This is a genomic window from Rhodopseudomonas sp. BR0C11, assembly GCF_010820945.1.
Lineage (GTDB): Bacteria > Pseudomonadota > Alphaproteobacteria > Rhizobiales > Xanthobacteraceae > Rhodopseudomonas > Rhodopseudomonas palustris_H.
The window spans coordinates 25,475-46,457 of sequence record NZ_QTKI01000003.1; the positions used below are offsets into that span (position 1 = coordinate 25,475).

The window sequence follows — 20,983 nt, forward strand, 5'->3', positions numbered from 1 at the left end:
GTCGACTCCTCTGGTTGACATGGTGGCCCCGGCCGGATTCGAACCGGCGATGAGACCCTTATGAGGGGCCAGCCTTAACCGCTTGGCTACGGGGCTATGAATTCGCCGGTGGTTCTGGCCGCTGAACTACCGCAGGTGATCGACCCGCGAACGGGATTCGAACCCGCGTCTCCGTTGCATCCCACGCGGGGATTGGTCAGCGCGGTGTGATTCGAACACACGGTCTCCTGCTCCCGAAGCAGGCGCTTTAGCCAGACTAAGCTACGCGCTGGTGAAGATGGCGGCCTCGAGGAGGATCGAACTCCCGTTCTCGCATCGACAGTGCGGTGTCCTACCACTGGACGACGAGGCCACTTCCGTTTTGCGGATCAAACCTTGAGGCGAAATTCTGAAGTGGTGCGGCCGCCGGGACTCGAACCCGGACGCCGAAGCGCCCGCCCCTCAAGCGAGTGCGTCTACCGTTTCCGCCACGGCCGCGATTGGTGAACGAGGCTGGATTCGAACCAGCGCGGAGCTTGCGCTCGTGCGGTTAAGAGCCGCGTGCCGTCGACCGCTTGGCTACTCGTCCGTGATGGTGAACGTGGAGGGACTCGCACCCCCGATGAGGCAAATGCCTGGCGGATTAAAAGTCCGCGCCGATCGCTGCTCCGGTCACACGTCCAGGATCTGGATGTGATGCGGCGGCCAGCCGCCCCGGTTTCAGATGGCGCGACACGATCGCGTCGCCCTTGGCCTTCGCTCGTGCGAGCGCGTCGAGGCTCTCAGCCGACAGGACGTGAACGCCGTCGGGACGTTTCGCTTCCATGTAGACCTCCTGTCGATGGTGGGTTGGTCCTCGCGTGGTGAATCGAACACCCGTCGCAGCCTTATCAAGACTTCGCTCTACCACTGAGCTACGCGAGGAAATCTGGTGCGCCCGGGCGGTATCGAACCGCCGACCTCGGCCGTGTCGAGACCGCGCTGCTGCCGCTGAGCTACGGACGCATTCGATGGTTATCGACGTGAGAGCTTCCTCCACCATGTTGATCCCGTGCCCCCTGATGCGCGCCAGGCAGCGCGATAGGGCTGGCCGCTCTCCCGAGCTTCCGGCATGGTCGCCACGATCCCAAGCAGGCTGTGGCGCCTCCCCGTCTACCGAAGGCTCACGTCGAACTTGGTGCACGCTGACAGGATCGAACTGCCGACATCCTCGGTGTAAACGAGGCGCTCTCCCACTGAGCTAAGCGCGCTTGAATTCCGTGCCGTTAGCCGGCGGGGACGGACCCGCCGACATACATCCAGAGCCACGGCGCACAGACGTCGTCATCGCGAGGTCAGTTCCTCCGTTACCGGACCGACCAAGGATCAATCTGGATATCCCTCTTCGTGCAGCCGGCCAAGTTCGGCCGAACCGGCAAGCCACACGTCGAGATCTGGTGCCCCGAGCAGGACTCGAACCTGCAAGGAAGCTTCTTTTGAGGAAGCGGCGTCTTCCAATTCCGCCACCGGGGCATAGAGCATCAGGGGAGACCGCGTTGCCGCCCTTCGGAGTAATCCAGCTTTTGCCAGTACCGACTTCGCTGTGCACATTGGCGCGCTGTCGATGCACAGTTCAGCCCGATGATCTTGGTGCGCGCGGAGGGACTTGAACCCCCATGGACAGGCCGGCACGTCCTGAGCGTGCTGCGTCTACCGATTTCGCCACGCGCGCATTGATGGTGCTGTCACCCGGGCTCGAACCGTGCGCCTCGGCCCTACCAAGACCGCGCTCTTCCAGCGATGAGCTATGACAGCGGGAATGGTGCTCCGTGCACGGGATCGAACCTGCGACCTGAGCCTTACAAAGACCCGGCTCTACCGCTGAGCTAACGGAGCCTGGTGCTGGCAGGACGGATCGAACGCCCGACCTCGCCCTTACGAGGGGCGCGCTCTACCGACTGAGCTATGCCAGCGCAAATTGACAAACGGGCGGATTGCTCCACCCAATTAGTTCATTCGCTGCCGGAAACCAGTGTTCACCGCCTCACTGAAGAGGACCACTACCGGTCAGCGGATCGCCTTATGCCCAGGGGCGATCAAGCCTGGTCGAAAATTACTTCAGGCAGCCGCGCGCTTGCCGCGGGTTTCCGCCGGCTCTGCACGGTTGAGATAGTCGAGGTAGATCTTCCGAGCTTGCGCCTCGGTCAGCCCCCGTCGCTCGACAACGATGCGAACGAAGGCGAGCGCCACCGGCGAGGAGAAAAGCCTCTCCTGCTGATGGTCTTCGAATCTGCTGGTGCTGGTACGGGACATCTACCGATCCTCTGCCTTGGTGGCAGAGCGGGAGTCCCGTCTGCCGATTTACGCTCTTGCTGGGAGACTGCGCCCGACTGTGCCGGGCTGATAATTCGGACCTTGCTTCGTCACCGACATGCACGACCAATCGTTCGCCCGAATAAACGGGCGTTCGCTGGTGGCCTTGGTGGCGATATGTGAGCGTAGGCTCAACATGGCGGTCCTCAAGAGCGCCGACTGATTTCGGCGGAGCGGTTACTTCGGATTCGGGTATGCGCAGAGTTCCGAGAATCCGTCAAGTGCTAAACGGCGAGAAAGTTCGCCTGAAGTAGCAAGATCGATTGCAGGGCACGTCTTTCGCATATCCAATTATGACAACCTCAAAGAAACTCAACTTGGAGAATACGTGAGCTGGCCAACGCGAAAACGCAAAAAAGGCCCGGCCACCTCTCGGCGGCCGGGCCAGTTTTGGGAGGAACCGGTGGAGGTCATCTACCGGTCGAAGGGCGCACCGCGGGGCGCGCCCGGTCAGGGTCAGCGCGGGCATGCGCCTTCCCTGGATTGATATTGGTCAGCCGCTACCCGAGCCGCCGCGGTTGCGGTTAGCGTCCTCGACGGCATGCCGAAGATCGCGGAATTCATCCATGAAGTTGATGAACAGCTTGGTGGCTCGGTCGATCGCGTCTCTCAGATCCTCTCGGTTTTCAGCGGTGAGGAGCGCGATCTTGTCGATGGCGAGCGCCAACCGGTCGAGCGAAAGCGAGAGTTTCGTGACCGATTCCGCATCGGCCAGCAGCGCCGATATACCGATAGCACCTGCCGCTTTTTCTGGCTCGCCTCGCCGGCCGGCTCGCGCCGCCTGCATATAGGAGATCACCGCAACGATGATCGTCGTAATGCCGCCGGCGCCGAAGAGTGGAATGATGACGTCGAGTGCTGTTAGCCCGGTCGTGCCCATCGCTGCAGTGCCCCTGAATGGTAAGAATCCCGGGCACCACGAGCTACACTGTACCCTTCGAAGACGATCAAGATCGGGAACCACAGCAGCCCTGCTGGTGTCGGGCCTCCATCGCGAGCGAGGAAGAATAGGAAGCCAAGTACCAGCCACCAGCATAAGCCAAGACCGGCGCAGAACGCGCGGATCAGAGGCGACCGCCGCCAAGATCCGTTGATGTAGAGCGCGGTGATCCTAATCGCCCCGATTGAAAGCGCCCAGCTGGCCCACACAGGCTCCGGAGCAAGATCGGCCAGCATCCGATACTGCGGGATCTGCAGCGTATCGCCGGGAAGCAGCAGACCCAATCCCCATGCGACCATCATGCACGCCAAGAGCCATTCGACTGATCTGGTGTGTGATCCGGTGTAACTCATCGGCCACCTCCCGGATACAGCAGCTCGTCGACGGCCTCGCGCGGCGGGGGTGGCGCCGGCGGCGCCGGCACGACGGCCACCGGCGGCGGGGGCCATGTCGATGGCTTAGCCTCCGCCGGCGGAATTACACGATCCCTGATGCGCCGGATCAGCGATCGGCGCGGCGGCCGTTTGGCCACCACCGGCGTTGCCTTTTGCTTATCGAGCTCCGGCGGCCGCGGTGCCGGGTAAGCCCAATTGCAGGCGCCGATACCGCCGGCGACGGTCCGATCGACCCACCGCTGGTCATACGGCGTGGCGCCTCTGACCTCATAGTCTGGCCGCTCGAGGATCTTGCATTCCGAGCCGGCGACCGAGGTCGGCCCGCCGGGAACGGTCGCGCAGCCGGCTAGCGCCAGGCCTGCGCAGATAGCCAAGACGCTCCTGATCATCGGCACCCCCCTGTCGTTTGATCCCAGGCCAAGCCTTGAGACTCGCACCGAGTTACCTGCTCGCGGATCCGCTTGGCGTTGCCGACAGCCTGCTGGTTGTTGCGCCCGACGTCTGAGATCGCCCGCTGATAGCCCGCGGTGTATCCCTCTCGGTAGATGCTGTGCCGCCATGCTCCGTAGCCGACGACGAGCGACACCAGCACGCCACCGATGATCGCAAACCGGGTGCCCGCGCTGAGCATGTTGAAGGCCACGAAGATCCCCGAAATCATGCCCGTGCTCCTGTTTTGACGCTCTGGGTGATTGCGTTCGCGCTCTGCCGGGACAGCCACCAGATGGCGGCAAGCAGCGCCGCCGCCCCGAATATCCAGACGGCCGGCGGGATGGACCCGAGAAAGCCTGTGACGGCCGAAACCGTGCCGCTGTCGACTTCGGGGATGTCGTCCTTGTGGCCCTGAAAGAAGTCCCAAGCCTTCATCACCGGCTCGCTGACGGTCTGCCACAGACCAGCGAAGAACGTGGCCAAAGCGCCCCACGCGGCCGCGAGGGCGCTTCTCTTCGCCGGGACGACTTCCGGCGCGACCTCGGCAACAACCTCCGGGTCGGCGCTTGCGCGCCCCGCCGCCACCGGCCGGGCAAAGCCTTCCGCTTCCGCGGCCTCGATCTCGAGAACAAGGCGCTCCCTCACCGCAAAGAATCCGACGGCGGATGTCGGTGCCGGGATGTCGCTGCGCCGATCGTTGATGAAGCCGGAAATGGCGCCGGCCGTCAGACCGCCCCACTCGCCTTCTGTCCGCCCCGGATTGTAGTTCATCGCCTTCAGGCGGATCTGCACCTCCTGCAGTTCGGGGTCGGCGCTATCGTCCGCATTGTTGGCTGCCGGCTCAGAGAGCAGGCCGACCGGCGCAGCGCCCCCGTAGTTCGCCAGCACCTTCTTGGCCGTCGCCAGGAATTTGATGCAGCGATCGAGACCATTCTCGCCACCATTGATGGCTCGACGGCCGCCCTTCACGTCGTCGCGGTCGGCCGCAGCATTGCAGCGAGGATCGCCGCCCCACTCGAGGTAGGCTGCTGTGAAGGCGGAGCCCGGCGAATGAAGCAGCTCGGGATGCTCCACAAGCGGCAGCCCGGTCTTTTGCGCCATCTTGCGGTAATTGCTCTTGCCGGTGCACTGCATCATACCGCCGCCGCGGTACATCCAGCCATCGTTCGGCCCCGTATTGTCGAACTCCCGCATCTTGACAGGGTTGCCGACGCCGTAGACCCGGTTGAAAAGCACCGGGCCGCGCTGCGCAACCGGCAGAGCGGCGATCCGCCGAGCCTCCGCCTCGGAGACTCTGGCGCTGTGCTTGCCGATCCCGAAGGTCTTCATGATGCCCTTGGCGGAGTAGGCACCGCTTTCGGAGAGCACGCTGAGGCCTCCGGTCTCGGTCATCACGTTCGCGAGGAAGTGGCAGGCTCGAAGCTTGGTCGTGAGTTTCGCTTTCTCGACCGCCGCCGGCCATCCATCGACGATCGCGGCGACAAGGTCGGATCGCGCTCCAAAGCCGGCGATCGCTCGGATCTGCGCAGCGGTGACAAACACGGTCATCGCGGCACACCGGCGCGCACGTAAGCGCCCCCAAAAATGAGGTTCAGCATCATCCTGGTCCGCTCCTGTGAGGTCGCCCGGCCTCGCCGGGCCTTCGATCGAGGCCTTCAGCCCGGCTACTCTCGGGCCGGGAGATGCCCCAAGGCGAAAGACGCCGCTCGCCACCGGGCAGCATCAAAATTGTCTAATTCAGCCAATGCATTACGCGAGCATACAGCCGCGCTGATGGCTCCGCAGGCTCTTCCCAAACCGGGAATATCTCTACCGTTGCGCGCGCGCCAATTCCGTTTCGCGCTGTGATATGCAATATTTCTGGATCATTTCCGGAGACACACTTTGAACCAATCGCGTAACCGATCGCTCGACCAGCTTCGTGCCCTCGCCATCATCCCGGTTATGACCCACCACTTCTACTCCCCCTGGCTACCTGGCGGGGGGCTAGGCGTGATCGTGTTCTTCGTGTTGAGCGGATACCTAATCGGGCAAAGCCTGCAAAATGACTCTGGGGGCCGCTGGGCGCTCACCACCAAATTCGTAATCCGGCGCGCGCTTCGGATCATGCCGATGTACTACGTCGCTGTTGCCAGCGCGATCGCGGCCTTGGCGCTCTGGTCCGCTCCGCACCTCCAATTGACGCTCGAAATCCTCCCACAACTTCTCACGATGACCCGAAAACCCTATTCTCCTCCCGGGTACTCCTTTGAGGTGATGTGGTCCCTCTATGTAGAGGTCGCGTTCTATCTGATTATTGCGCTATCAGTTCTTGTCTTCGGCTTGAAGCGCATCACAACGCCGGCATTCTTGCTAATCGCAACCGCAGCAACATTCCTGCTGACGAGTTACCCGTACACTCTTCTCGGGTGCATGTTTATCGGCCTATCGCTTCACAGCGCACCGGTGTCTTCGATCAAGCTCAAGTACCCAACCGTAGTGGGTGCCGCGTGCATATCGATCGTCACTTGTTTCTACTTTGCCGTGGACGTCGCCCGCCCCGTGGACTCCAATCTGTTCTTCCTTGTCGAGTACATCACCGCGGCGGCCACTGGCTTCCTCGTGCTGGCCGTCCTCCAAGGCGCCAAGATCCCATTGGTCCCAGGTGCTCCATACATCGGCCGCATCTCATATTCGCTATACCTTGTGCACGCTCAGGTACTTGATTGCCTCAACACCCCATCGATCATCGCACCAGCGAATGTTGAGCCTTGGTTCTATCCGGCTTTGTGCCTTGCGATTGCTTCCATCACGTATTTCATTGTCGAGCGACCGTACAACCGATATGCGCATTCCCTATGCGCAAAGCTCGATGACATCGTGTACCGGGCCAAATTGCTGCGACGCTCGTTCTCGTCCGCAAACTCGCTTTCGCTCGGGAATACAGCCCGCACCGTTACAGGTCAGCGGACAGCGTGATCGTCACGCGGTCGATCATCGTCGGGCCGCCAGATGCAGCCACCAAATAGGTCAGACCATATTCTGAGACATCGGTGACCGAGCGGCTCGATCCACTTACATTTTGCGCAGCAAGAACCGTGTAATCTAGGACTTGTGGTGCGATCCGCATCCGTCGCGGGAAGTTGACAGACATCAAGTATCCCTTCGTCGCTACGGCGGCACCGTTGTCCTGGCTGCCTGCTCTGACAAATTGATAGAACCGCATGCATTCATCCAGCTCGGACGCGATCGACCGGAACTCGAACGGCGTCGGGACCGCCCCCTGTTCGAGTTGCACCTTCCCCAGCGTCCCCGCGTTCGATGCGATCGAGCTCCCGCCAGCGGCGTTCGCACCTGTGAACTCGACGTCGAGAGACAGCCCAGCGCTGACTCCAGTAACCGTGATCGGACTAACGACGAAATTCCCGGTCGGTGCGCCGCCAACTCCGACGCGACCGGTTGCTGTCCCCTCCCAGCTGAGAACGTATGTTCCGCCGCGCACATTTGCGGGCTCAACGGTCTGTCGGATCGACTTGCTTGCTGCAATGCTGATCTGGGTCGACGTCACCAGCTGCGAGAACGTATAGGCACCGCCGCCGGTGCCGGCCTTCCAGCGATCATGTCCGTAGGCACCGGCGGCAAGCGCCGCGCCCGACACATATCCTCGCTGGTTGATCCTAAAATCTGCGTTGGTGATGAGATTCCGGCCCGAGATTCCAGCGGCACTCCTGGCATGCTCAGCATCAGCAGCAGTCGCGATCTGCTTGCCTAGGTCCGTCACCCCCAGATTGGAAAGACCCTGGTTCTTCGCACCAGTCGACAATCCCTGATCACGAGACACCGACAACACGTCGTTGTTGAACGTCTCTGCAATCGGCGTGCAGGTCAGAACGGCGCTTCCGCTGAGGTCGATCGGCGAGTTGCCGTTTGTCGATGTGACCACCGTACGTGTCGCAGTGGTCACGCCGTCTTGCAGCGTCAGGTAGCCATTCTCGCGGTTGTCTCCATCGACGAGTTCGTAAGGCGGCTGGTCTCCGTCGACCGCACCGGCCGCAGCAAAGCTCTGCCAAGTTGCTGGCACCGTGCCGAGCGCGATCGCGCCAGAGCCAGGCGTCACGACGATATGCCGAACGTTGTTGAACAGCTTCTTGCCCATTGAGAACTCACCTAGTCGAACAGAGATACAGAGATGCGTGGACGCGATGGGATCCTGCCGGAAACGATTGCGATCATCTCAGGGGGTGGCAGACCACTAACGACGGCTCGGACTTTGCTTACTTGCGCAAGCGCACCCGCTTCGGGGTGAACGGTGATGGCCGCGGTCGCCGATCCATCGTCAATGGCAACAGAGCGTGACGGTTGAAATGTCAGCGATGAGACAGGAGATCTACCACACGCGCCGCGTCCACAAGCGTGGTCCGATAGTAACCGGTACCGCTCCCCAGGAACTGCGGTGATGGTCGCATTCAACGTGCCGCCCCGAACCGCGAGACGCGCCGCTACGAAGTTTCCGGGGATTCCAGCGCTGACACCGTCACCTGGCTTTATGGGCAGCCCGCCCGACGCAATAAGCGCAGTGACGGTCGTCTGCGGCCTTCCGCGCTGTACGGAAATCGTTTCGCTGATCGCCGAGACCGCGACCTTTCCGGCAACTTGGCCCGGCTGAATGGAGAGATGGCCGGCAGCGCTCGAGGACAGAAGCGACCGCGGCATGCCGCCAGCTGTGGCGACAGAGGCGGCCGCAGGCGAAAGCGATACCTCGACCAACACGGTCCCGCCCTGGAAGGCAACACTTCCGCTTGCCGCCGACGAAAGCAGCGAGTCTGGGGCAGCGCCGACAAGGGCAACGCTCGTTTCACCCGGGACGACGTCAACCGCTGGCCGTAGACCCGATCCTGATGAGACCGCGAGCGAGCCAGCTTGCGGGATAATGAACAGCGGCTCCTGGGCGACCGCCGATCGACCGCAGGCGCCGCGCCCGCAAGGGACGCGACCGACCGCCATATTACTTCACCACCTGGATCGACCATTCCGGCTTAACGGACGGCGCAGGCTGCGGCTGTCCCTCGATCTGCAGCAAGAGCGTATTGAGCTCACACGCTGCGTCGTGGACCACCTGTCGCTCGTTGTGCACCTCCTCGCGCAACTCGCGGATTTTTGCTGCCACCTGATCGTTCGGCTCTTCGCCGCCCTCCACCTCGGCGAGCTGCCGGGTCAGCTCCTCAGCCTTCGCGATGAGATCGAGGCGCCGCTTATTGAACCTTTCACGAGCAGAGCGAACGAGTTGCGCTGCACCTTTGGGTGGCAAGCCTTCGATCTGCTCCAACACCTCAGCGAACGTGGTCATGCCAATGTCCCCTTTCCGGTGCGGAAGATTCCGTCGGTGCCTGGCGTGATGCCGAACTCCGAACTATCGGGGATGATAATCGCGGACCCGAAGTCGAACCTGCCGACAACCTTGTCATTTGCAGAGGTGTCCGAGTAGACCACGATATAGCGGAATGGGCCGATCGGTCCGCCGGACGCCGTCCACTTGAACTGCGCCGAAGTGAACCGCCACTTTCCGTCCCCTGATGGATCAGACCAGACGATCGAGGTGAGCGTCACGCCTCCCGTTGTGTAACCGTTACCGTTCGCAATCTGCGCGATGTCGGCCAAAAACTCGTTCGTCGCGAGATTCGGCGCCGAGTTGGTCAGAACAGCCTTGAAGGTGTCCGTCTCCAGATTGATCCGGCCGGCGCCCTGATGCCCGATTGCTTTGAAGAAGTGGTCGAACTCGACTGCCACGGACGTGGTCCTTTCTTAGCTAAATACTCTGTCGGTGTAGAGGGTGAGTGTAAGGCGGGTGATACCCGAGCAGGACTCCACGACGAACCTCAGTGCATCATCGTCGCCGATGGTCGGAGACCATCCCGCCAGCGTGGCGTCCTCATAGTCCCTGGCAGCAGTGAGGTGCGGCTTCGCTGATCCGCAGATGCTATCGTCAACTGTCGGCACGCCATCAGCGAATGCTCTTCGGCGAATGTCGATTGTTGCCGAACCGACACCGTCGGCGCGCAGACGCAGCCTTCGAATCACGCTCGTCACGCCAACTGGCAAATCAAAAGTCGACCCTGCGGCGATTTCTCGCCCATCGCTGTCGAACGTTATCGTCAAGCTCGATTCGGTAGGAAACGGGTAGAAGACGCCCCAGTCTTCAGAACTAGTGCCAGGCTCGACATTCTTGTTTGCTCGTTTCGAAATCCAGAGCTTGCCGTTGTGCGGGATGACGGTCCGGATTCCGTATTCCTTGGAAGCGGACCACACCTCTTCCCACGAGATGTTCCCGTAAATACCTTGAAACTCCCAGGCGCCGTCCCTCTTCAACCACTCTTTGCCGGTGCTTGGCTGTCTTGCTAACTGGCCATCCTCGCCGATCGACGGATCTGGTTCCGTCACATCGTCACCAATGATGTAGTACGGACCGGCCTCGTTCAGCAGCGCAAGAAGCCTAGAGACATCGGCCATGGCCTGTCCACCGGCGAACCGCAACGGTGACCATTTGTAGATCGCGTATGAGCTCCCGGTCAGATCCTGACCACCCCACGACGTGATCTTCAGGTGTTCGGCGTCGACGACATCTGTCACCAGCGCCGCAAACTTGTCTGCTACGAACAAGTCACCTGCTCGCGCGTTCACTCCCGACCAGATCGTGCCGCTTCCGACTACGGACGTGCTGCCAGACACGACGGAGACGGTCCCCGTCGAATAGCTCGGGAATTCAGCCATAGATCGCCATCACTTGCTTGAGCTGCTGCGGGGTCGCCGCCGATCGGATCGCGGCCAGGACGGTCTGGCGGCGATGCTCGCGCTCCGCCACGGTGTCTGGCTTGGATAGAATCTCGCGCGCGAGATCCTCGGCGGAGATGCCGCGCAGCGCCGCCTCCGCGACGAGCTGTTCAGATGCCTCGCCTACCTGCATGCGCGCTGCGGCGGCTCGCTTTGCCGCGTAAGCAGCATCCTGATGTGTCATCGCCGCGGCCTCCCGGTTGAAGAACCGCGTCACCTTGGCCTTGGCGTCCTCGCGCAGCGCCGGCATCGGGTCGATGTCGAGAACGAACGCCATCACGCCACCGCCTCGATTTCGACGACGAACAACCGTGCCGGCCACAGATCGACCGCGAAGCGATAGAGCCCCGGGACCGGGAGGGCGAACTCGCACAAGGTTTCGCCGGGTGTCCCCTGATAGAGTTGCACACCATCCATCGTCAGCGTTACCAAGGCGGCCTTCGGGACGCCGTGCAGAACCGCGCGTTCGGCGCCGCCGGCCTTGATCCGGCGCCGCGGCGCCAGCACCGACAGATCCGGGCGCTTACGGAGCTTGTCCTTGTGCACCCAGAACTCTTCGCCCGGCACGATCATGCGTTTCTCGTCCTGCACGAACGAGTAGCCGAGATCGCGGAGCTGCCCCTCGTAGCCCGGAGCCGGAGCGAAGATCTTGTTGGCCTGAGTGATGCGGCCTTGCTCGTTGTGGACCACGTACAGCATTAGGTCACCCGTAGTTCTTCAGGATCGCGTAGTTGATAACTGCATTGAGATAGCGCGCTGCACCAGCGTCGTGGACGAAATTCAGACCCCAAAGCTCGTAAGCGCTGGTGATGATCGCCCCGAATCCATAGCCGTTGGAGTTATGATACGGTGTCCGCAAAAGGCGAGATGAGCCGCTCGGGACCGATTCCTTGCCGGCTACCATAAAGATCGGATAGGTGCCGGCCGGCACAGCGATCGATGCCGTCGATTTTTCAGCCCAGGCCGGCGACCAGTTGTAGTTGGTCAGCGACGGAACCTCGACATACCCGGCCCCAGCAAACCGTAGCGGCTCCTTGTCGCCGTTAAACAACAGATCGAACACGTCGGCGCCGTCCGCATTTTGGCCTGCGGCCGCGATACGCAACGGCGTTCCGCCGCCCTGAAATACTACTCCGAGCGTCATGTGAACGGCTTGTTGTAGACCGAATAGAAGGTGGCTCGCGTGGTCTGGATCGTCATCGTTGCTCCGTTTCCGTTGATGGCCGCGTAGGAAGGTGGATAGGTGATGAACGTGATGCCTCCGCCCTGCTCGGTGCCCGTCTTAAGCCCCGACGGTGATGGGCGGATCACGCCGTTCCATCCGCTGAGTCCGACAATATCCGACACAGTTTCTCGGCTGGTGATGAAGACATAAGGTGAGCGTGTTAGCCCCATCGCCACGATCGACGGCTCGTACACCCATCCCGAGAGGATCAGTTGCGACACCTTGCTCGACACGTTGAGCGTGAGTTGATCGTCGCTTGCGACGTAGGCGTCGACCCCCAACGGCGCGACGAACAACCCGCAATCGCCGGAACCGCGAAACCCCATGACAATCCCGCGCTCGGTCATGGCGACGGCACCGGGATCTTGTAGACGACGTAGAGGATGTCCATCTCGGAGGCTTCGCCCTGGACCGTAAAGCGATTGCTATACATCGCGGCGCCGAAGCCGTAGCGATTGTCGGTGACGTAATCGTCGTAGATGATGTTGCCGACGCGGCGGCGGATCTCGATAAACGGCGTGTAGCCAAGCTCCGGAAATGGCACCGTTGTGTAGAGGGTCGACGGGAATGTTGCGATCGTCGCCGGGCCGATCTGGTGCACCTTCAGGATGTCTGCCCAAGCCGAGTCGAACGACATCCCGTTATCGGGTCCAGTGTAGGCGTCGAATCCCGGCAGCGACACCCGTAGCCGCATGCTGCCGTCCGGGAACAGACTGATGACTGCGCTGCGCTCGCTCATCGCCAGAACTCAATGCGAGTTTGATCAAGTAAGATTCTCATCTTGTTATTAGTCGACCGTAGCGTTCCAGCCGTAATGTCGCCAGCGTTCACCGTAATCGCGGACAATGCTCCGACCGACATCTTCGGCGCAGTGATCGACCCGTCGGCGATGACGTCGCCCCTGATATTGATCGTCCACGAGGCCGTTCCGTCGAGCTTACCAATCCCCTCCAGCGTGAACCCGCCGGTGGATCCGTTGATGGTTCCGATCACGCCATACTGCACCTTGATGCCGTCGACGCTGGATTGGACGGTAGATATCGACGCGCTGTTGGCGCCTACCTGAGTCGAGACCGTGGTGATCTGCCCGGCAAGAGCCTGGTCTGCCTGCGAACGCGCAAGGGATTCTTGTTCGATTGTCGACGACACGTTGTTGAAAGTCGTCGTCACCGTTACCTTGTATGCAGCCAGAGCTTCCTGTGTATCAACGGCGACAGCCCTCACCTCAGCGATGGCTGCTTTCGTGCCCCCAGCTTGCGCTGACAGCTCGGCTCGCGTCTGCTTTTTATCCAGCCAATTGCGCGCCATGTCGTTCGATACGAGAGACGCAACGAGCTGATCAATCTCATCCTTTGTGGATTTAATTTCGTCTAGTCCGCTGGTGACTAGATCTCGGAGTCCAGCAATCAGGGAGTCGAGCGCTACCGCATTGTTGGCGATCTTGATCGTAGGCGCCTGGAGCTCGACGATAGAATACGGCCCTCGCGCGCCGGCACTGACAGCTTGAACGCGAAGCCTGAGCGCGGCGAGCGTTACGACCGATTCAAACTGATTGTCCTGCCCCTCGTACACCTGCTGCCAGTGGCTGCCTCCATCGTAGCTGACGTCCGCGATGTAATAGAGCGCGCCGGCGGTAGGGAACCAACTTGCGGTCAGCTTTGGCTCGGCAACACCTTGAGTGAATCTCGCATTGAGGCCAACGATAAGTGGAAGCGTCGGGTTGCTTGGGAATTGGCCAACCGGCAGGACTGGTGGAATCCCCACATCCTCGGATGCATGCACGCGCTCATCATCAACGACGAGGCTCAGCGTGCAGTGGTCTCCATCAGGAACGCCACCGAGAACCACGCAAAGACGGGATTGATCGTCGGCGGTCCCAAATTCGAAGGTGGGCCATTCACCGCCATCCTCTCGCAGCAGGACCTCGGCAAGGGTGGTTGACTGCGCCGCCTCTGCAGATGCAAGACCAGCGCTATCAAGAACCACCTCGGCAGCGCTGGCGGATTGCACCACGCGAATTGGGCCGAAGAGCTTTCCGTTCGGGCGACGAAGTCTGATGTAGTGATTTCCAGTGTCCGACCACGACGGCGCGGGCTCAAGAGTTAGGATATTTCCGCTTCGCTCCACGACGGCACCGCTGTAGCCGTACCCAAGAGGAAGGTCCGACTGCACGCGCACGACCGAGCCGAACGTGATGGCTCGGCCCTCATACTCGGTACCGATCTGAAGATTCTCGCGTCGATAGATCGACTGCCGATAGTAGAAAGCGCACTCGCGATAGGCCTGGGCGCGATTGACGACGCCGTCAATTCGGCGCGTCTCGGCACGAGTAGCGATGAACAATTCACTGTTCGGCGGGTACTGCACCTGAGCGGGAAGCCAGGTGCCCTCGTCGATATACTCGATGATTACGGCGTCCGGGTCCTCGTCGCCGAGCATCTGGAACGACACCTGCATCGAATCGCGGACGATTTCGCGATCCGTTAGGAGCATCGTGGGTACATCCCGCCACTCGTCTCTGACGACGCTGACCGTGTCGCCCAGCCAGAAATGTCGAGCGCGCGACGGCGTCAGGGCCTTGTCGAAGGCCTCCGGCACCGGCACGGCAGTCGTGAACCGATAGTCGAAGGTGTCGCCTCTTGCGTCACATCCTGCTGCGTGAGCGATGATCGCGTTGTAGTCGATCTTCGAGTCGGCGAGCTCGGCGCCATAGACACTGTTGACCGCCATATCCAGCGTTGCCCAAGCCGGATTTCGCGTCGGCTGAGTGACAAACGTGGCTCCATTCCAGACGGGGAGCCTTCGTGTCGCGAGCACTCCAAACCGGTATGAGCCCTGCGTGGTCTTGTTCGCCGGGATTCTGATCGCCACCGTGGAGACATCCGGGAAAGAGCTATCCCCGACCAGGAACGCGCGCAGACCTGCCCACATCACGGAATTGGAGCCGTCCTTGCCGCTCAGTGCGGCGTCATTCCGGCGCACCCGTACCAAGTAGCGCCCCTGCCCGACGTCGACCTTGACGCTGTCACGGATCGGGCTCTGAGAGGCGTAGACCTTCTCGACAAACGCAAGCGGGGTGAAGGCCCCGATCTGCGCGCCAGCATCATTGCAAGGCGCGTATTCGATCGACAGCGAGACGATTGCATTTCCGATACCGCCGTCCTCGGCGTTGACGGTGTAACAACCTCCCGGAAGGACCCAGTCGACCGCAATGGCCTGCGCCTTGGTTCCCGACGGGTTTGCGACGTAGCCGCCGACCCACTCACCTGACGTCGGCGAGTTCGCAGAGATGTACTGTCCGCCCTTGGTCCCGCTTCCGTCAGGGAGCTGCTGCCCGCTCACCTCGCTCGAGGAGTGCACGTTCGCCGCGAAGAGAGAGATTCTCTGGCCCGGCTCATAGAACGCGATCTCGGTGCCGGCGAAGGACGATACGAGGCCATTGGCCGCGGTCCACAGCAGGGTGTCGTCGACGTAAAGCGCCTCATACGACATCGATCCCATCGAGACCGACAGCAGCACGTTCAGGTACTGATCATTGCCGACGAACTCACCCCACGGTGTCGCGGCAAAGTCGGGGAACGCCTTCAACCGGCCGTACCAGACCGGCAACGGCTGTCCCAGCCGCGCCGCATTCCCCTGAGCGAGTACCGAATAGATCTGATCCTGTGTCGCGCTCGGCGAGTTGGTGGCGCCTGCCTTCGGTGCGACCAACGAATTCACGAGCAGCGCGCCGCCGATGCCGATCACACCGGTGGCAAGACCTCCGACCAATGTTGCAGCAGTGCCCGTCAGCCCGAACCCGGCCGCGAGCGCCGGTCCCGCCCATGCAGCGAAGGCGGCGACTGCCACCAGCGCGACCAGACCGATCACCTGTTTGACGGTGCTTCCGCCTTGACCCTGTCCACCCTGCAGCGGCGCGGACACAAACCGCACCTGATCGCGCGCGGCGATCCGGTGACGCCGCCAGTGGCGGCGCAGCAGCGGCGCGCCGTTGACCTCGCAAATTGTCGGAAGCCCCTTCCGAAAGCGCCAGCCATGAGTGCGATCGTGAGCGGCCCAGCCGGTCCGGCGCAGGAACGCTGAGATGCTCTCGCGCGGCCGCGGAACCGCCCGCGCCACCTCGACGCCTGGCATCACAACATGCAGAACCGGCCGGCGTGCACCGGAGGCCCGGTTGCGACGCGCGCGGCTGCGCTCGGCCGCCGGCAGCGCCGGAGGCAGTTGCGGGAGAGAGTGCGACATGACGAATGAAGGGCCTTACAGCGCCTTGGACGTGACAGTCGGCGCGGTGATGACTACCTGGTGCGCAGCAGCGGCACCGCCATAGATCACATAGGTGCCAGGGATAACGATCTTCTCCGCAGCTGCGATCGCGAGTTCGAGCGACGCGAACGGTCCATAGACACTCGGTACCAAACCTACGACGGTCAGGGATGTGTTGGCGATGAAGCAGGCCGGTGCGAACGCGGCTTCAGCCATTGGTGAATTCTCCTACGTGCTCGAAGAACGACAGGTTGAAGTAGCCGCTTTGTCGGAGCGCCAGCACCGGCTCGCATACGACGCCAAATTTTCCGCAATGGATGACGCGTTGCTCAGGCTTCAGCCACGTGCCGATGTGACCTGGGAAACGCTGCTTGGCCATCAACACCAGCGCGCCGTCACCGGCGGTTACGATTCCGTTCGGCGCCTTAATCTCCGACCAGTACGCTCGTTCAGGATGCCGTGCGAATTCCCTGCGCACCCAGAGATCTTGATAGTCCGTCGGGACGACGACATCGGGAAGCTCGCGGCCGAACAGCTCGTGCTGCACCAGCCGCGTGAACGTCCAGCAGTTGTGAGACCGCCAGTCCCAGGCCTCGCCGATCACTCGATTGAGAAACTCCGCGCGTCGCTTCATGGCAGAAGGCTCGGGAAGTCGGTGTAGCTATAGTTCTTGTCGAGCTTCGGAAACCGCTTGTTCTGCAGATTCTTGACCCGAACCTCGCCAGACAGCTTCGTCCCGATCAGCGTCACATTGGACAGGATGAACGAAATCGGCCCGTAGGCCGGCTCGCCTCGATCCGACTCGAGATACTGTCGATGGGTCACGGTGATGTACGAACGATACCCGAGCGCAGCCCGCACCTTCGGAACCAGTTCACGCGCAACGTTATCGATTTCGACCTTTGCGACAGGCGGCTGCCCCTCGCGCTGTTCAGGCCAAGGCGCCTTGAACGGGCACGCGATGAAAGTCACCATTTGGCCGGCATTGATTGCCGCGCCTGGCTCGATACCGAACTGCATATCGTCGGCGACATTCGCCACGATGTATGCTGGCTCGCCGAATGATGGATGGTCGAGCTGGACCGTGTCGTATGTCCGCTCAGACGGCGGACATGATGCCACGGCCTCCAACCAAGCTTCGCTATAGCTCGGCATTAGACCCCGTACACACGTAGTGTCATGGAAACAGCTACTCGCGATCGCGACACCGGTGCGTATGCCGGCTTTCCGTCACGCGTGAATTGGCAGACCTTCTCCTCGTAGGAGGTGCCCAACCACACCTTCGCTCGAAATCGCCCGGTCCCGAGATTGAGCGTGTTCTTCACCCACGACTTGAACACTTCAGCTTCCGCCAAGGTCATCCAGATCGTCTGTCCAACGGTCCCGACGTTATCGCCCGGCCGCGGCCGCTGCCGCTCGTTCCCTTGCTCGAACTCAGTAGTTAGAGGAGGCAGCGCCATCTTGATCGGCTGGAACGACGGGCGCTCGGGCCGATAATTGACCGCCGGCCAATCCGGGATTGCCATCGTTTACGATCCCATGAACGGCTTCACGCCGTACTGGCTGCTCAGCACGCGCTGACCACTGCCGTTCGCCATCGAGCTCGCCACCGCATTGTCCATCATCTTGTTCAGCGTCACGGTCATGTCGCCGTTTGCGCCGACGGCGGTCTTCGTTTCGCTTTGGACCCCGAGATTGTTGATCACGGTGACGCGGGGGGCCGCGCTGAAGTTGTTGTTCGCGGCGCGGGGCGCCCCTGCCATCTCGACGCCGAGCCTCCCGTCAGAGCCGCGCCGAAGCGGCATCACCGCCTCGGGCCCGGCCTCACCCATGAGGCCGAGCGACATCGCTCCGCCGTTCGCGAATTTGAACAACGTTGGAGCGCTCACAACCGAGTTCGTGAAAGCGCCGCCATTCCGGAACGGGATCACGTTGTCGCCGAAGACGTTGCCGGTCGCGCTCGGCAGGACGTTCATCGACCCGGTGCCGCCGATACCGAGCATGCTGAAGCCGGCCTGCAAGCCCTTCATCAACGGAGCGACGATCATGATCTTGACGATCATCTCATCGATCGCGCGGATGAACATCTTGCTCATGTCGCCGGCGCCCTGCGCGATCGACTTGGTGCCGTCAACAATGTCGACGAGGCCCGTGGTCAGGCCGCTGGACATCGTCGAGGAGACGCTGCTGAAGGCATTGTTGGTGCGCAGCGCAGATGCCTCGACGCTGCTGAGAGCCGTCGCGACATCCGGATACAACCCCTTCAACTGCTGGGCGATCTGGACATCTTCTGGCGATAGCAGCGCTGTCTGCGCGCCGAACCGAATGTCCTGCAGGATCCGCGCCCGCTCCGCGGCTTGCACGACCTCGCCGAGCGCGGCCGCCTGTCGCTTAATCTGCTCGATGTCCTGCTCGGTCAGCACCTGGCGATTGCGCATCGCCTCTGCCAACCGGGTCTGGATGGCGCTGTACTCCGCCGCCTTTCCAGCTGACATGCCCAGCGTCTCGGCCTGGATGCGCGTCGCGTCGGCCTGCTGCTTCATGGCCGTGATGCCGAGCGCCTGCTCGCGCGTCAGGTCGAGAATGGCGGCGCGCTGCTCGCGCGTGATGCTGACACCGTCACGCGCGGCATTGTCGAGCTCGAGCATTTTGCTGCGGACGACGTCCTGGACCGAGGCCATGCCGCCGAGGGTCGAGATCCGTTGCCGCTCGACGTTGTCGAGCGCAGTCTGCCCGCCGGCGGCGAGACGAGCCGCCTGGTCCTGCTTCAGAAGGCGCTCGGCGGCCGTGCCGGCGTTCGGGTCGAGCTGCTGCCGCCGCGCCTCCGCCTCACGGGCTTGCCGCGCCCGTTCGGCCGGCGCGCGGGCGTCGAGAGCTCTGATCTGCGCCTCGGCGTCGGCGATCTGGTTGCGGACCGGATCGGCGCCACGCATCGCCTCGGCGGCGGCGCGCGACCGCTCAAGAGCCGTCACGAGGTCGGTGCCGGCGACGCTGACCCACCTTCCGATCGCGGGATCGGAGAACGCCTGATTGAGGGCCTTGGTCTGATCCTCGAGCTTCCTGGTCTGCTCGATCGCCGGCAGCATTGCCCGTGCGACCGCATCAATCTCCAGCCCACGTTGCTTGTTCGCGGTCTCCGGTGTCGCCGCTGTATCGATGGCCAAGCGCTTCTTGCGCAGCTCCTCCAGCTGCTGAGTGACCTTCGCGATCTCCTCGTCAAGTTGAGAGGGCCAGACGTTGTTCAGGATTGCGTCGAACAGACCTCCGGTCAGTTTCGCCTTCTGCAGTTCCAGCAGCCTCAACGTGAGGCCTTCGATCTTCTCGTTGATGTCGGCGCCGCCGGCGAACACTCGGTCGGCGCCGCGGCCAACCTGATCGAAGAAATCGCTTACCGTGTGAGTGACCGACTCCCATGCACGCGACCAGAAGCCGGTCACATCCGCCGATTTCGCCACGCTTTCGCGCAGCCGATCGGTCAGCACCCTCACCGCTTCTTGCCGGTTGCCCTGGGTGACGAGCGAGTCGATCAGCAACTTGGTGTTGGCGTCGAGGAACCCGAGCCGCTTGTTGAGCTCGTCCGCGCCGCGAACCGGGTCGGAGAACGCATCGGCAAGCATCTTGGTCGCTTCAGCCGCATCGACGCCGAAGGTCTTCGCGAAGTCATGGCCCAGCGCAACGATTGGCGCGATCGCCGCGACACCCACCTTTCCGGTCGATGCCAGCTCCGCGGCGAGGTTGCGGGCTTCGTTGGTCGAAAACCCGCTGTTGTCATTGGCCGCGATCGCGTCGATCTGGTTGACCGACGCGCCGGACGCCCGCCCCATACCAGAAAGCTTCCGCTGGACCTCGGTTTGCTTCTCTTCGAACGAGATCAGCGCCGCCGTCGCGAAGGCAATGCTGCCGCCGATTGCGGTGTAGGCAACACGAGCCGGTGTCACCATTGCAGCAGTTGACGAGATGAACGCCGCCGCCATCTCGCCGGCGCTCGCGCGGGATCGGCTGAAGATCTGGTAGATCTGGCCACCTTGCTGGGCGGCGATCATGAATACCGGCTGTCCGAGCATCAGGCCGGTGATGACGTCGTTGACCTGGTAACCGAGGTTGGCGAGTTCGCCCGACAGAACGCGCCCACCGATCGCGGCACGGCGCATGTTCATGTCGAAGTCAGACAACCGCTTCGCTGCGAACGCCTGTGCCTGCTCGTATTCACCAGACGAAATGACGCCGGCGTTGAGCAGCTGCTTGTACTCGGCCATCTGCTTGCCGAGGCGGGTCATCTCCGCCTCGAGCGGATTGATCTGCGCGCGCAAGTCCGCAGCCTTCTTGGCGGCAGCTTCCTCGGCTTGAGCGGCTTCCATGAACACTGCAGCGGAAGCCTGAGCAGACTTCGCCGTCGCGCCGATCCCCGCCGCGAGATTGATATTCGCCTGGAACTGCTGGGCGTTGTGCTCCGCCCGTGCCTGCTCGATCTCATCGAGGCGCCGCACCTGCTCGGCGAGCGCCGAATAGGTCGCCCCCTGGGAGACCGCCGACGGCCCCCCGCCCCCAAGAGCCTCCGTCCGGCTTCCCTGAAAGTTCGCGCCAGCTTGC

The 20,983-nt window shown here is 62.2% G+C and carries 21 protein-coding genes and 14 tRNA genes; 1 reads left to right on the forward strand and 34 read right to left on the reverse strand.

Annotation, left to right across the window (positions count from 1 at the left end; genetic code table 11):
• Positions 1-20 precede the first annotated feature (20 nt).
• From DYI24_RS01000 to DYI24_RS01090, 19 genes are all read right to left on the reverse strand, one after another.
• Positions 21-96, reverse strand: a tRNA-Ile gene (locus DYI24_RS01000).
• A gap of 97 nt (positions 97-193) precedes the next feature.
• Positions 194-271, reverse strand: a tRNA-Pro gene (locus DYI24_RS01005).
• Between the two features lie 7 nt (positions 272-278).
• A tRNA-Asp gene (locus DYI24_RS01010) sits at positions 279-352 on the reverse strand.
• Positions 353-394: 42 nt separating this feature from the next.
• Positions 395-477 (reverse strand) — tRNA-Leu (locus DYI24_RS01015).
• A gap of 3 nt (positions 478-480) precedes the next feature.
• A tRNA-Lys gene (locus DYI24_RS01020) sits at positions 481-568 on the reverse strand.
• A gap of 4 nt (positions 569-572) precedes the next feature.
• A tRNA-Lys gene (locus DYI24_RS01025) sits at positions 573-661 on the reverse strand.
• On the reverse strand, positions 623-805 hold the full coding sequence (locus tag DYI24_RS01030; RefSeq protein ID WP_164570920.1) for a hypothetical protein: 183 nt from the start codon (positions 803-805) through the stop codon (positions 623-625). The genes DYI24_RS01025 and DYI24_RS01030 overlap by 39 nt, the downstream gene beginning before the upstream one ends.
• A 24-nt stretch (positions 806-829) precedes the next feature.
• Positions 830-903 (reverse strand) — tRNA-Ile (locus DYI24_RS01035).
• 5 nt (positions 904-908) lie between these two features.
• Positions 909-984 (reverse strand) — tRNA-Val (locus DYI24_RS01040).
• Positions 985-1,154: 170 nt separating this feature from the next.
• Positions 1,155-1,229 (reverse strand) — tRNA-Val (locus DYI24_RS01045).
• Between the two features lie 184 nt (positions 1,230-1,413).
• Positions 1,414-1,491: transfer RNA gene (locus DYI24_RS01050), tRNA-Leu, on the reverse strand.
• A gap of 115 nt (positions 1,492-1,606) precedes the next feature.
• Positions 1,607-1,690 (reverse strand) — tRNA-Leu (locus tag DYI24_RS01055).
• Between the two features lie 5 nt (positions 1,691-1,695).
• A tRNA-Thr gene (locus tag DYI24_RS01060) sits at positions 1,696-1,773 on the reverse strand.
• A gap of 5 nt (positions 1,774-1,778) precedes the next feature.
• Positions 1,779-1,854 (reverse strand) — tRNA-Thr (locus DYI24_RS01065).
• Between the two features lies 1 nt (position 1,855).
• Positions 1,856-1,931, reverse strand: a tRNA-Thr gene (locus DYI24_RS01070).
• A gap of 145 nt (positions 1,932-2,076) precedes the next feature.
• On the reverse strand, positions 2,077-2,271 hold the full coding sequence (locus DYI24_RS01075; protein ID WP_164570921.1) for a hypothetical protein: 195 nt from the start codon (positions 2,269-2,271) through the stop codon (positions 2,077-2,079).
• A 553-nt stretch (positions 2,272-2,824) separates the two neighbouring features.
• On the reverse strand, positions 2,825-3,211 hold the full coding sequence (locus tag DYI24_RS01080; protein WP_164570922.1) for a hypothetical protein: 387 nt from the start codon (positions 3,209-3,211) through the stop codon (positions 2,825-2,827).
• Positions 3,212-4,051: 840 nt separating this feature from the next.
• Positions 4,052-4,327, reverse strand: a complete 276-nt coding sequence (locus DYI24_RS01085) for a hypothetical protein (protein ID WP_164570923.1) — start codon at positions 4,325-4,327, stop codon at positions 4,052-4,054.
• Complete coding sequence (locus DYI24_RS01090) at positions 4,324-5,646, reverse strand: glycoside hydrolase family 19 protein (RefSeq protein WP_164570924.1); 1,323 nt, start codon at positions 5,644-5,646, stop codon at positions 4,324-4,326. The genes DYI24_RS01085 and DYI24_RS01090 overlap by 4 nt, the downstream gene beginning before the upstream one ends.
• 336 nt (positions 5,647-5,982) lie before the next feature.
• On the opposite strand from DYI24_RS01090, the gene DYI24_RS01095 reads away from it, so the two are divergent.
• Positions 5,983-7,056, forward strand: a complete 1,074-nt coding sequence (locus tag DYI24_RS01095) for an acyltransferase family protein (protein ID WP_164570925.1) — start codon at positions 5,983-5,985, stop codon at positions 7,054-7,056.
• Here the strand turns inward: DYI24_RS01095 and DYI24_RS01100 are convergent.
• The 15 genes from DYI24_RS01100 to DYI24_RS01170 all read right to left on the reverse strand — a co-directional run.
• On the reverse strand, positions 7,034-8,233 hold the full coding sequence (locus tag DYI24_RS01100) for a hypothetical protein (protein WP_164570926.1): 1,200 nt from the start codon (positions 8,231-8,233) through the stop codon (positions 7,034-7,036). The genes DYI24_RS01095 and DYI24_RS01100 overlap by 23 nt on opposite strands.
• 849 nt (positions 8,234-9,082) lie before the next feature.
• A complete protein-coding gene (locus DYI24_RS01105) occupies positions 9,083-9,424 on the reverse strand; it encodes a hypothetical protein (protein WP_164570927.1) in 342 nt (113 codons plus the stop codon).
• Positions 9,421-9,864, reverse strand: a complete 444-nt coding sequence (locus tag DYI24_RS01110; RefSeq protein WP_164570928.1) for a hypothetical protein — start codon at positions 9,862-9,864, stop codon at positions 9,421-9,423. The genes DYI24_RS01105 and DYI24_RS01110 overlap by 4 nt, the downstream gene beginning before the upstream one ends.
• Before the next feature lie 15 nt (positions 9,865-9,879).
• The gene (locus DYI24_RS01115) at positions 9,880-10,845 is read right to left on the reverse strand and encodes a hypothetical protein (RefSeq protein WP_164570929.1); all 966 of its coding nucleotides are present in this window, start codon (positions 10,843-10,845) and stop codon (positions 9,880-9,882) included.
• Positions 10,838-11,227, reverse strand: a complete 390-nt coding sequence (locus DYI24_RS01120; RefSeq protein ID WP_164570930.1) for a hypothetical protein — start codon at positions 11,225-11,227, stop codon at positions 10,838-10,840. Before DYI24_RS01120 ends, DYI24_RS01115 begins: the two co-directional genes overlap by 8 nt.
• Positions 11,182-11,604 carry a hypothetical protein gene (locus DYI24_RS01125; RefSeq protein WP_164570931.1) on the reverse strand — a complete coding sequence of 141 codons (423 nt, stop codon included), beginning with the start codon at positions 11,602-11,604 and terminating at the stop codon, positions 11,182-11,184. The genes DYI24_RS01120 and DYI24_RS01125 overlap by 46 nt, the downstream gene beginning before the upstream one ends.
• Before the next feature lie 4 nt (positions 11,605-11,608).
• Positions 11,609-12,010, reverse strand: a complete 402-nt coding sequence (locus DYI24_RS01130) for a hypothetical protein (protein WP_164570932.1) — start codon at positions 12,008-12,010, stop codon at positions 11,609-11,611.
• Between the two features lie 35 nt (positions 12,011-12,045).
• Positions 12,046-12,477 (reverse strand): hypothetical protein, encoded by a 432-nt coding sequence (locus DYI24_RS01135; protein WP_164570933.1) that lies wholly within the window; start codon positions 12,475-12,477, stop codon positions 12,046-12,048.
• Positions 12,474-12,869: a hypothetical protein gene (locus DYI24_RS01140; protein WP_164570934.1), complete on the reverse strand. Its 396-nt coding sequence runs from the start codon at positions 12,867-12,869 to the stop codon at positions 12,474-12,476. The genes DYI24_RS01135 and DYI24_RS01140 overlap by 4 nt, the downstream gene beginning before the upstream one ends.
• The gene (locus DYI24_RS01145; RefSeq protein WP_164570935.1) at positions 12,866-16,372 is read right to left on the reverse strand and encodes a host specificity factor TipJ family phage tail protein; all 3,507 of its coding nucleotides are present in this window, start codon (positions 16,370-16,372) and stop codon (positions 12,866-12,868) included. The genes DYI24_RS01140 and DYI24_RS01145 overlap by 4 nt, the downstream gene beginning before the upstream one ends.
• Before the next feature lie 15 nt (positions 16,373-16,387).
• Positions 16,388-16,609 carry a hypothetical protein gene (locus DYI24_RS01150; RefSeq protein WP_164570936.1) on the reverse strand — a complete coding sequence of 74 codons (222 nt, stop codon included), beginning with the start codon at positions 16,607-16,609 and terminating at the stop codon, positions 16,388-16,390.
• Positions 16,602-17,027 carry a hypothetical protein gene (locus DYI24_RS01155; protein WP_164570937.1) on the reverse strand — a complete coding sequence of 142 codons (426 nt, stop codon included), beginning with the start codon at positions 17,025-17,027 and terminating at the stop codon, positions 16,602-16,604. The genes DYI24_RS01150 and DYI24_RS01155 overlap by 8 nt, the downstream gene beginning before the upstream one ends.
• On the reverse strand, positions 17,024-17,548 hold the full coding sequence (locus DYI24_RS01160; protein WP_246701117.1) for a DUF1833 family protein: 525 nt from the start codon (positions 17,546-17,548) through the stop codon (positions 17,024-17,026). Before DYI24_RS01160 ends, DYI24_RS01155 begins: the two co-directional genes overlap by 4 nt.
• On the reverse strand, positions 17,548-17,919 hold the full coding sequence (locus tag DYI24_RS01165; protein WP_164570939.1) for a hypothetical protein: 372 nt from the start codon (positions 17,917-17,919) through the stop codon (positions 17,548-17,550). The genes DYI24_RS01160 and DYI24_RS01165 overlap by 1 nt, the downstream gene beginning before the upstream one ends.
• A gap of 3 nt (positions 17,920-17,922) precedes the next feature.
• Positions 17,923-20,983, reverse strand: a 3,061-nt coding sequence (locus DYI24_RS01170; protein ID WP_205523316.1) for a phage tail length tape measure family protein, incomplete at its 5' end; no start/stop codon positions are given.

Excerpts from the sequence above, each read along its gene's own strand:
- DYI24_RS01030 (WP_164570920.1), bottom strand. The coding sequence starts at position 805 with ATGGAAGCGAAACGTCCCGACGGCGTTCACGTCCTGTCGGCTGAGAGC.
- DYI24_RS01075 (WP_164570921.1), bottom strand. The coding sequence starts at position 2,271 with ATGTCCCGTACCAGCACCAGCAGATTCGAAGACCATCAGCAGGAGAGG.
- DYI24_RS01080 (WP_164570922.1), bottom strand. The coding sequence starts at position 3,211 with ATGGGCACGACCGGGCTAACAGCACTCGACGTCATCATTCCACTCTTC.
- DYI24_RS01085 (WP_164570923.1), bottom strand. The coding sequence starts at position 4,327 with ATGATTTCGGGGATCTTCGTGGCCTTCAACATGCTCAGCGCGGGCACC.
- DYI24_RS01090 (WP_164570924.1), bottom strand. The coding sequence starts at position 5,646 with ATGACCGTGTTTGTCACCGCTGCGCAGATCCGAGCGATCGCCGGCTTT.
- DYI24_RS01100 (WP_164570926.1), bottom strand. The coding sequence starts at position 8,233 with ATGGGCAAGAAGCTGTTCAACAACGTTCGGCATATCGTCGTGACGCCT.
- DYI24_RS01105 (WP_164570927.1), bottom strand. The coding sequence starts at position 9,424 with ATGACCACGTTCGCTGAGGTGTTGGAGCAGATCGAAGGCTTGCCACCC.
- DYI24_RS01115 (WP_164570929.1), bottom strand. The coding sequence starts at position 10,845 with ATGGCTGAATTCCCGAGCTATTCGACGGGGACCGTCTCCGTCGTGTCT.
- DYI24_RS01125 (WP_164570931.1), bottom strand. The coding sequence starts at position 11,604 with ATGCTGTACGTGGTCCACAACGAGCAAGGCCGCATCACTCAGGCCAAC.
- DYI24_RS01135 (WP_164570933.1), bottom strand. The coding sequence starts at position 12,477 with ATGACCGAGCGCGGGATTGTCATGGGGTTTCGCGGTTCCGGCGATTGC.
- DYI24_RS01140 (WP_164570934.1), bottom strand. The coding sequence starts at position 12,869 with ATGAGCGAGCGCAGCGCAGTCATCAGTCTGTTCCCGGACGGCAGCATG.
- DYI24_RS01145 (WP_164570935.1), bottom strand. The coding sequence starts at position 16,372 with ATGTCGCACTCTCTCCCGCAACTGCCTCCGGCGCTGCCGGCGGCCGAG.
- DYI24_RS01150 (WP_164570936.1), bottom strand. The coding sequence starts at position 16,609 with ATGGCTGAAGCCGCGTTCGCACCGGCCTGCTTCATCGCCAACACATCC.
- DYI24_RS01155 (WP_164570937.1), bottom strand. The coding sequence starts at position 17,027 with ATGAAGCGACGCGCGGAGTTTCTCAATCGAGTGATCGGCGAGGCCTGG.
- DYI24_RS01160 (WP_246701117.1), bottom strand. The coding sequence starts at position 17,548 with ATGCCGAGCTATAGCGAAGCTTGGTTGGAGGCCGTGGCATCATGTCCG.
- DYI24_RS01165 (WP_164570939.1), bottom strand. The coding sequence starts at position 17,919 with ATGGCAATCCCGGATTGGCCGGCGGTCAATTATCGGCCCGAGCGCCCG.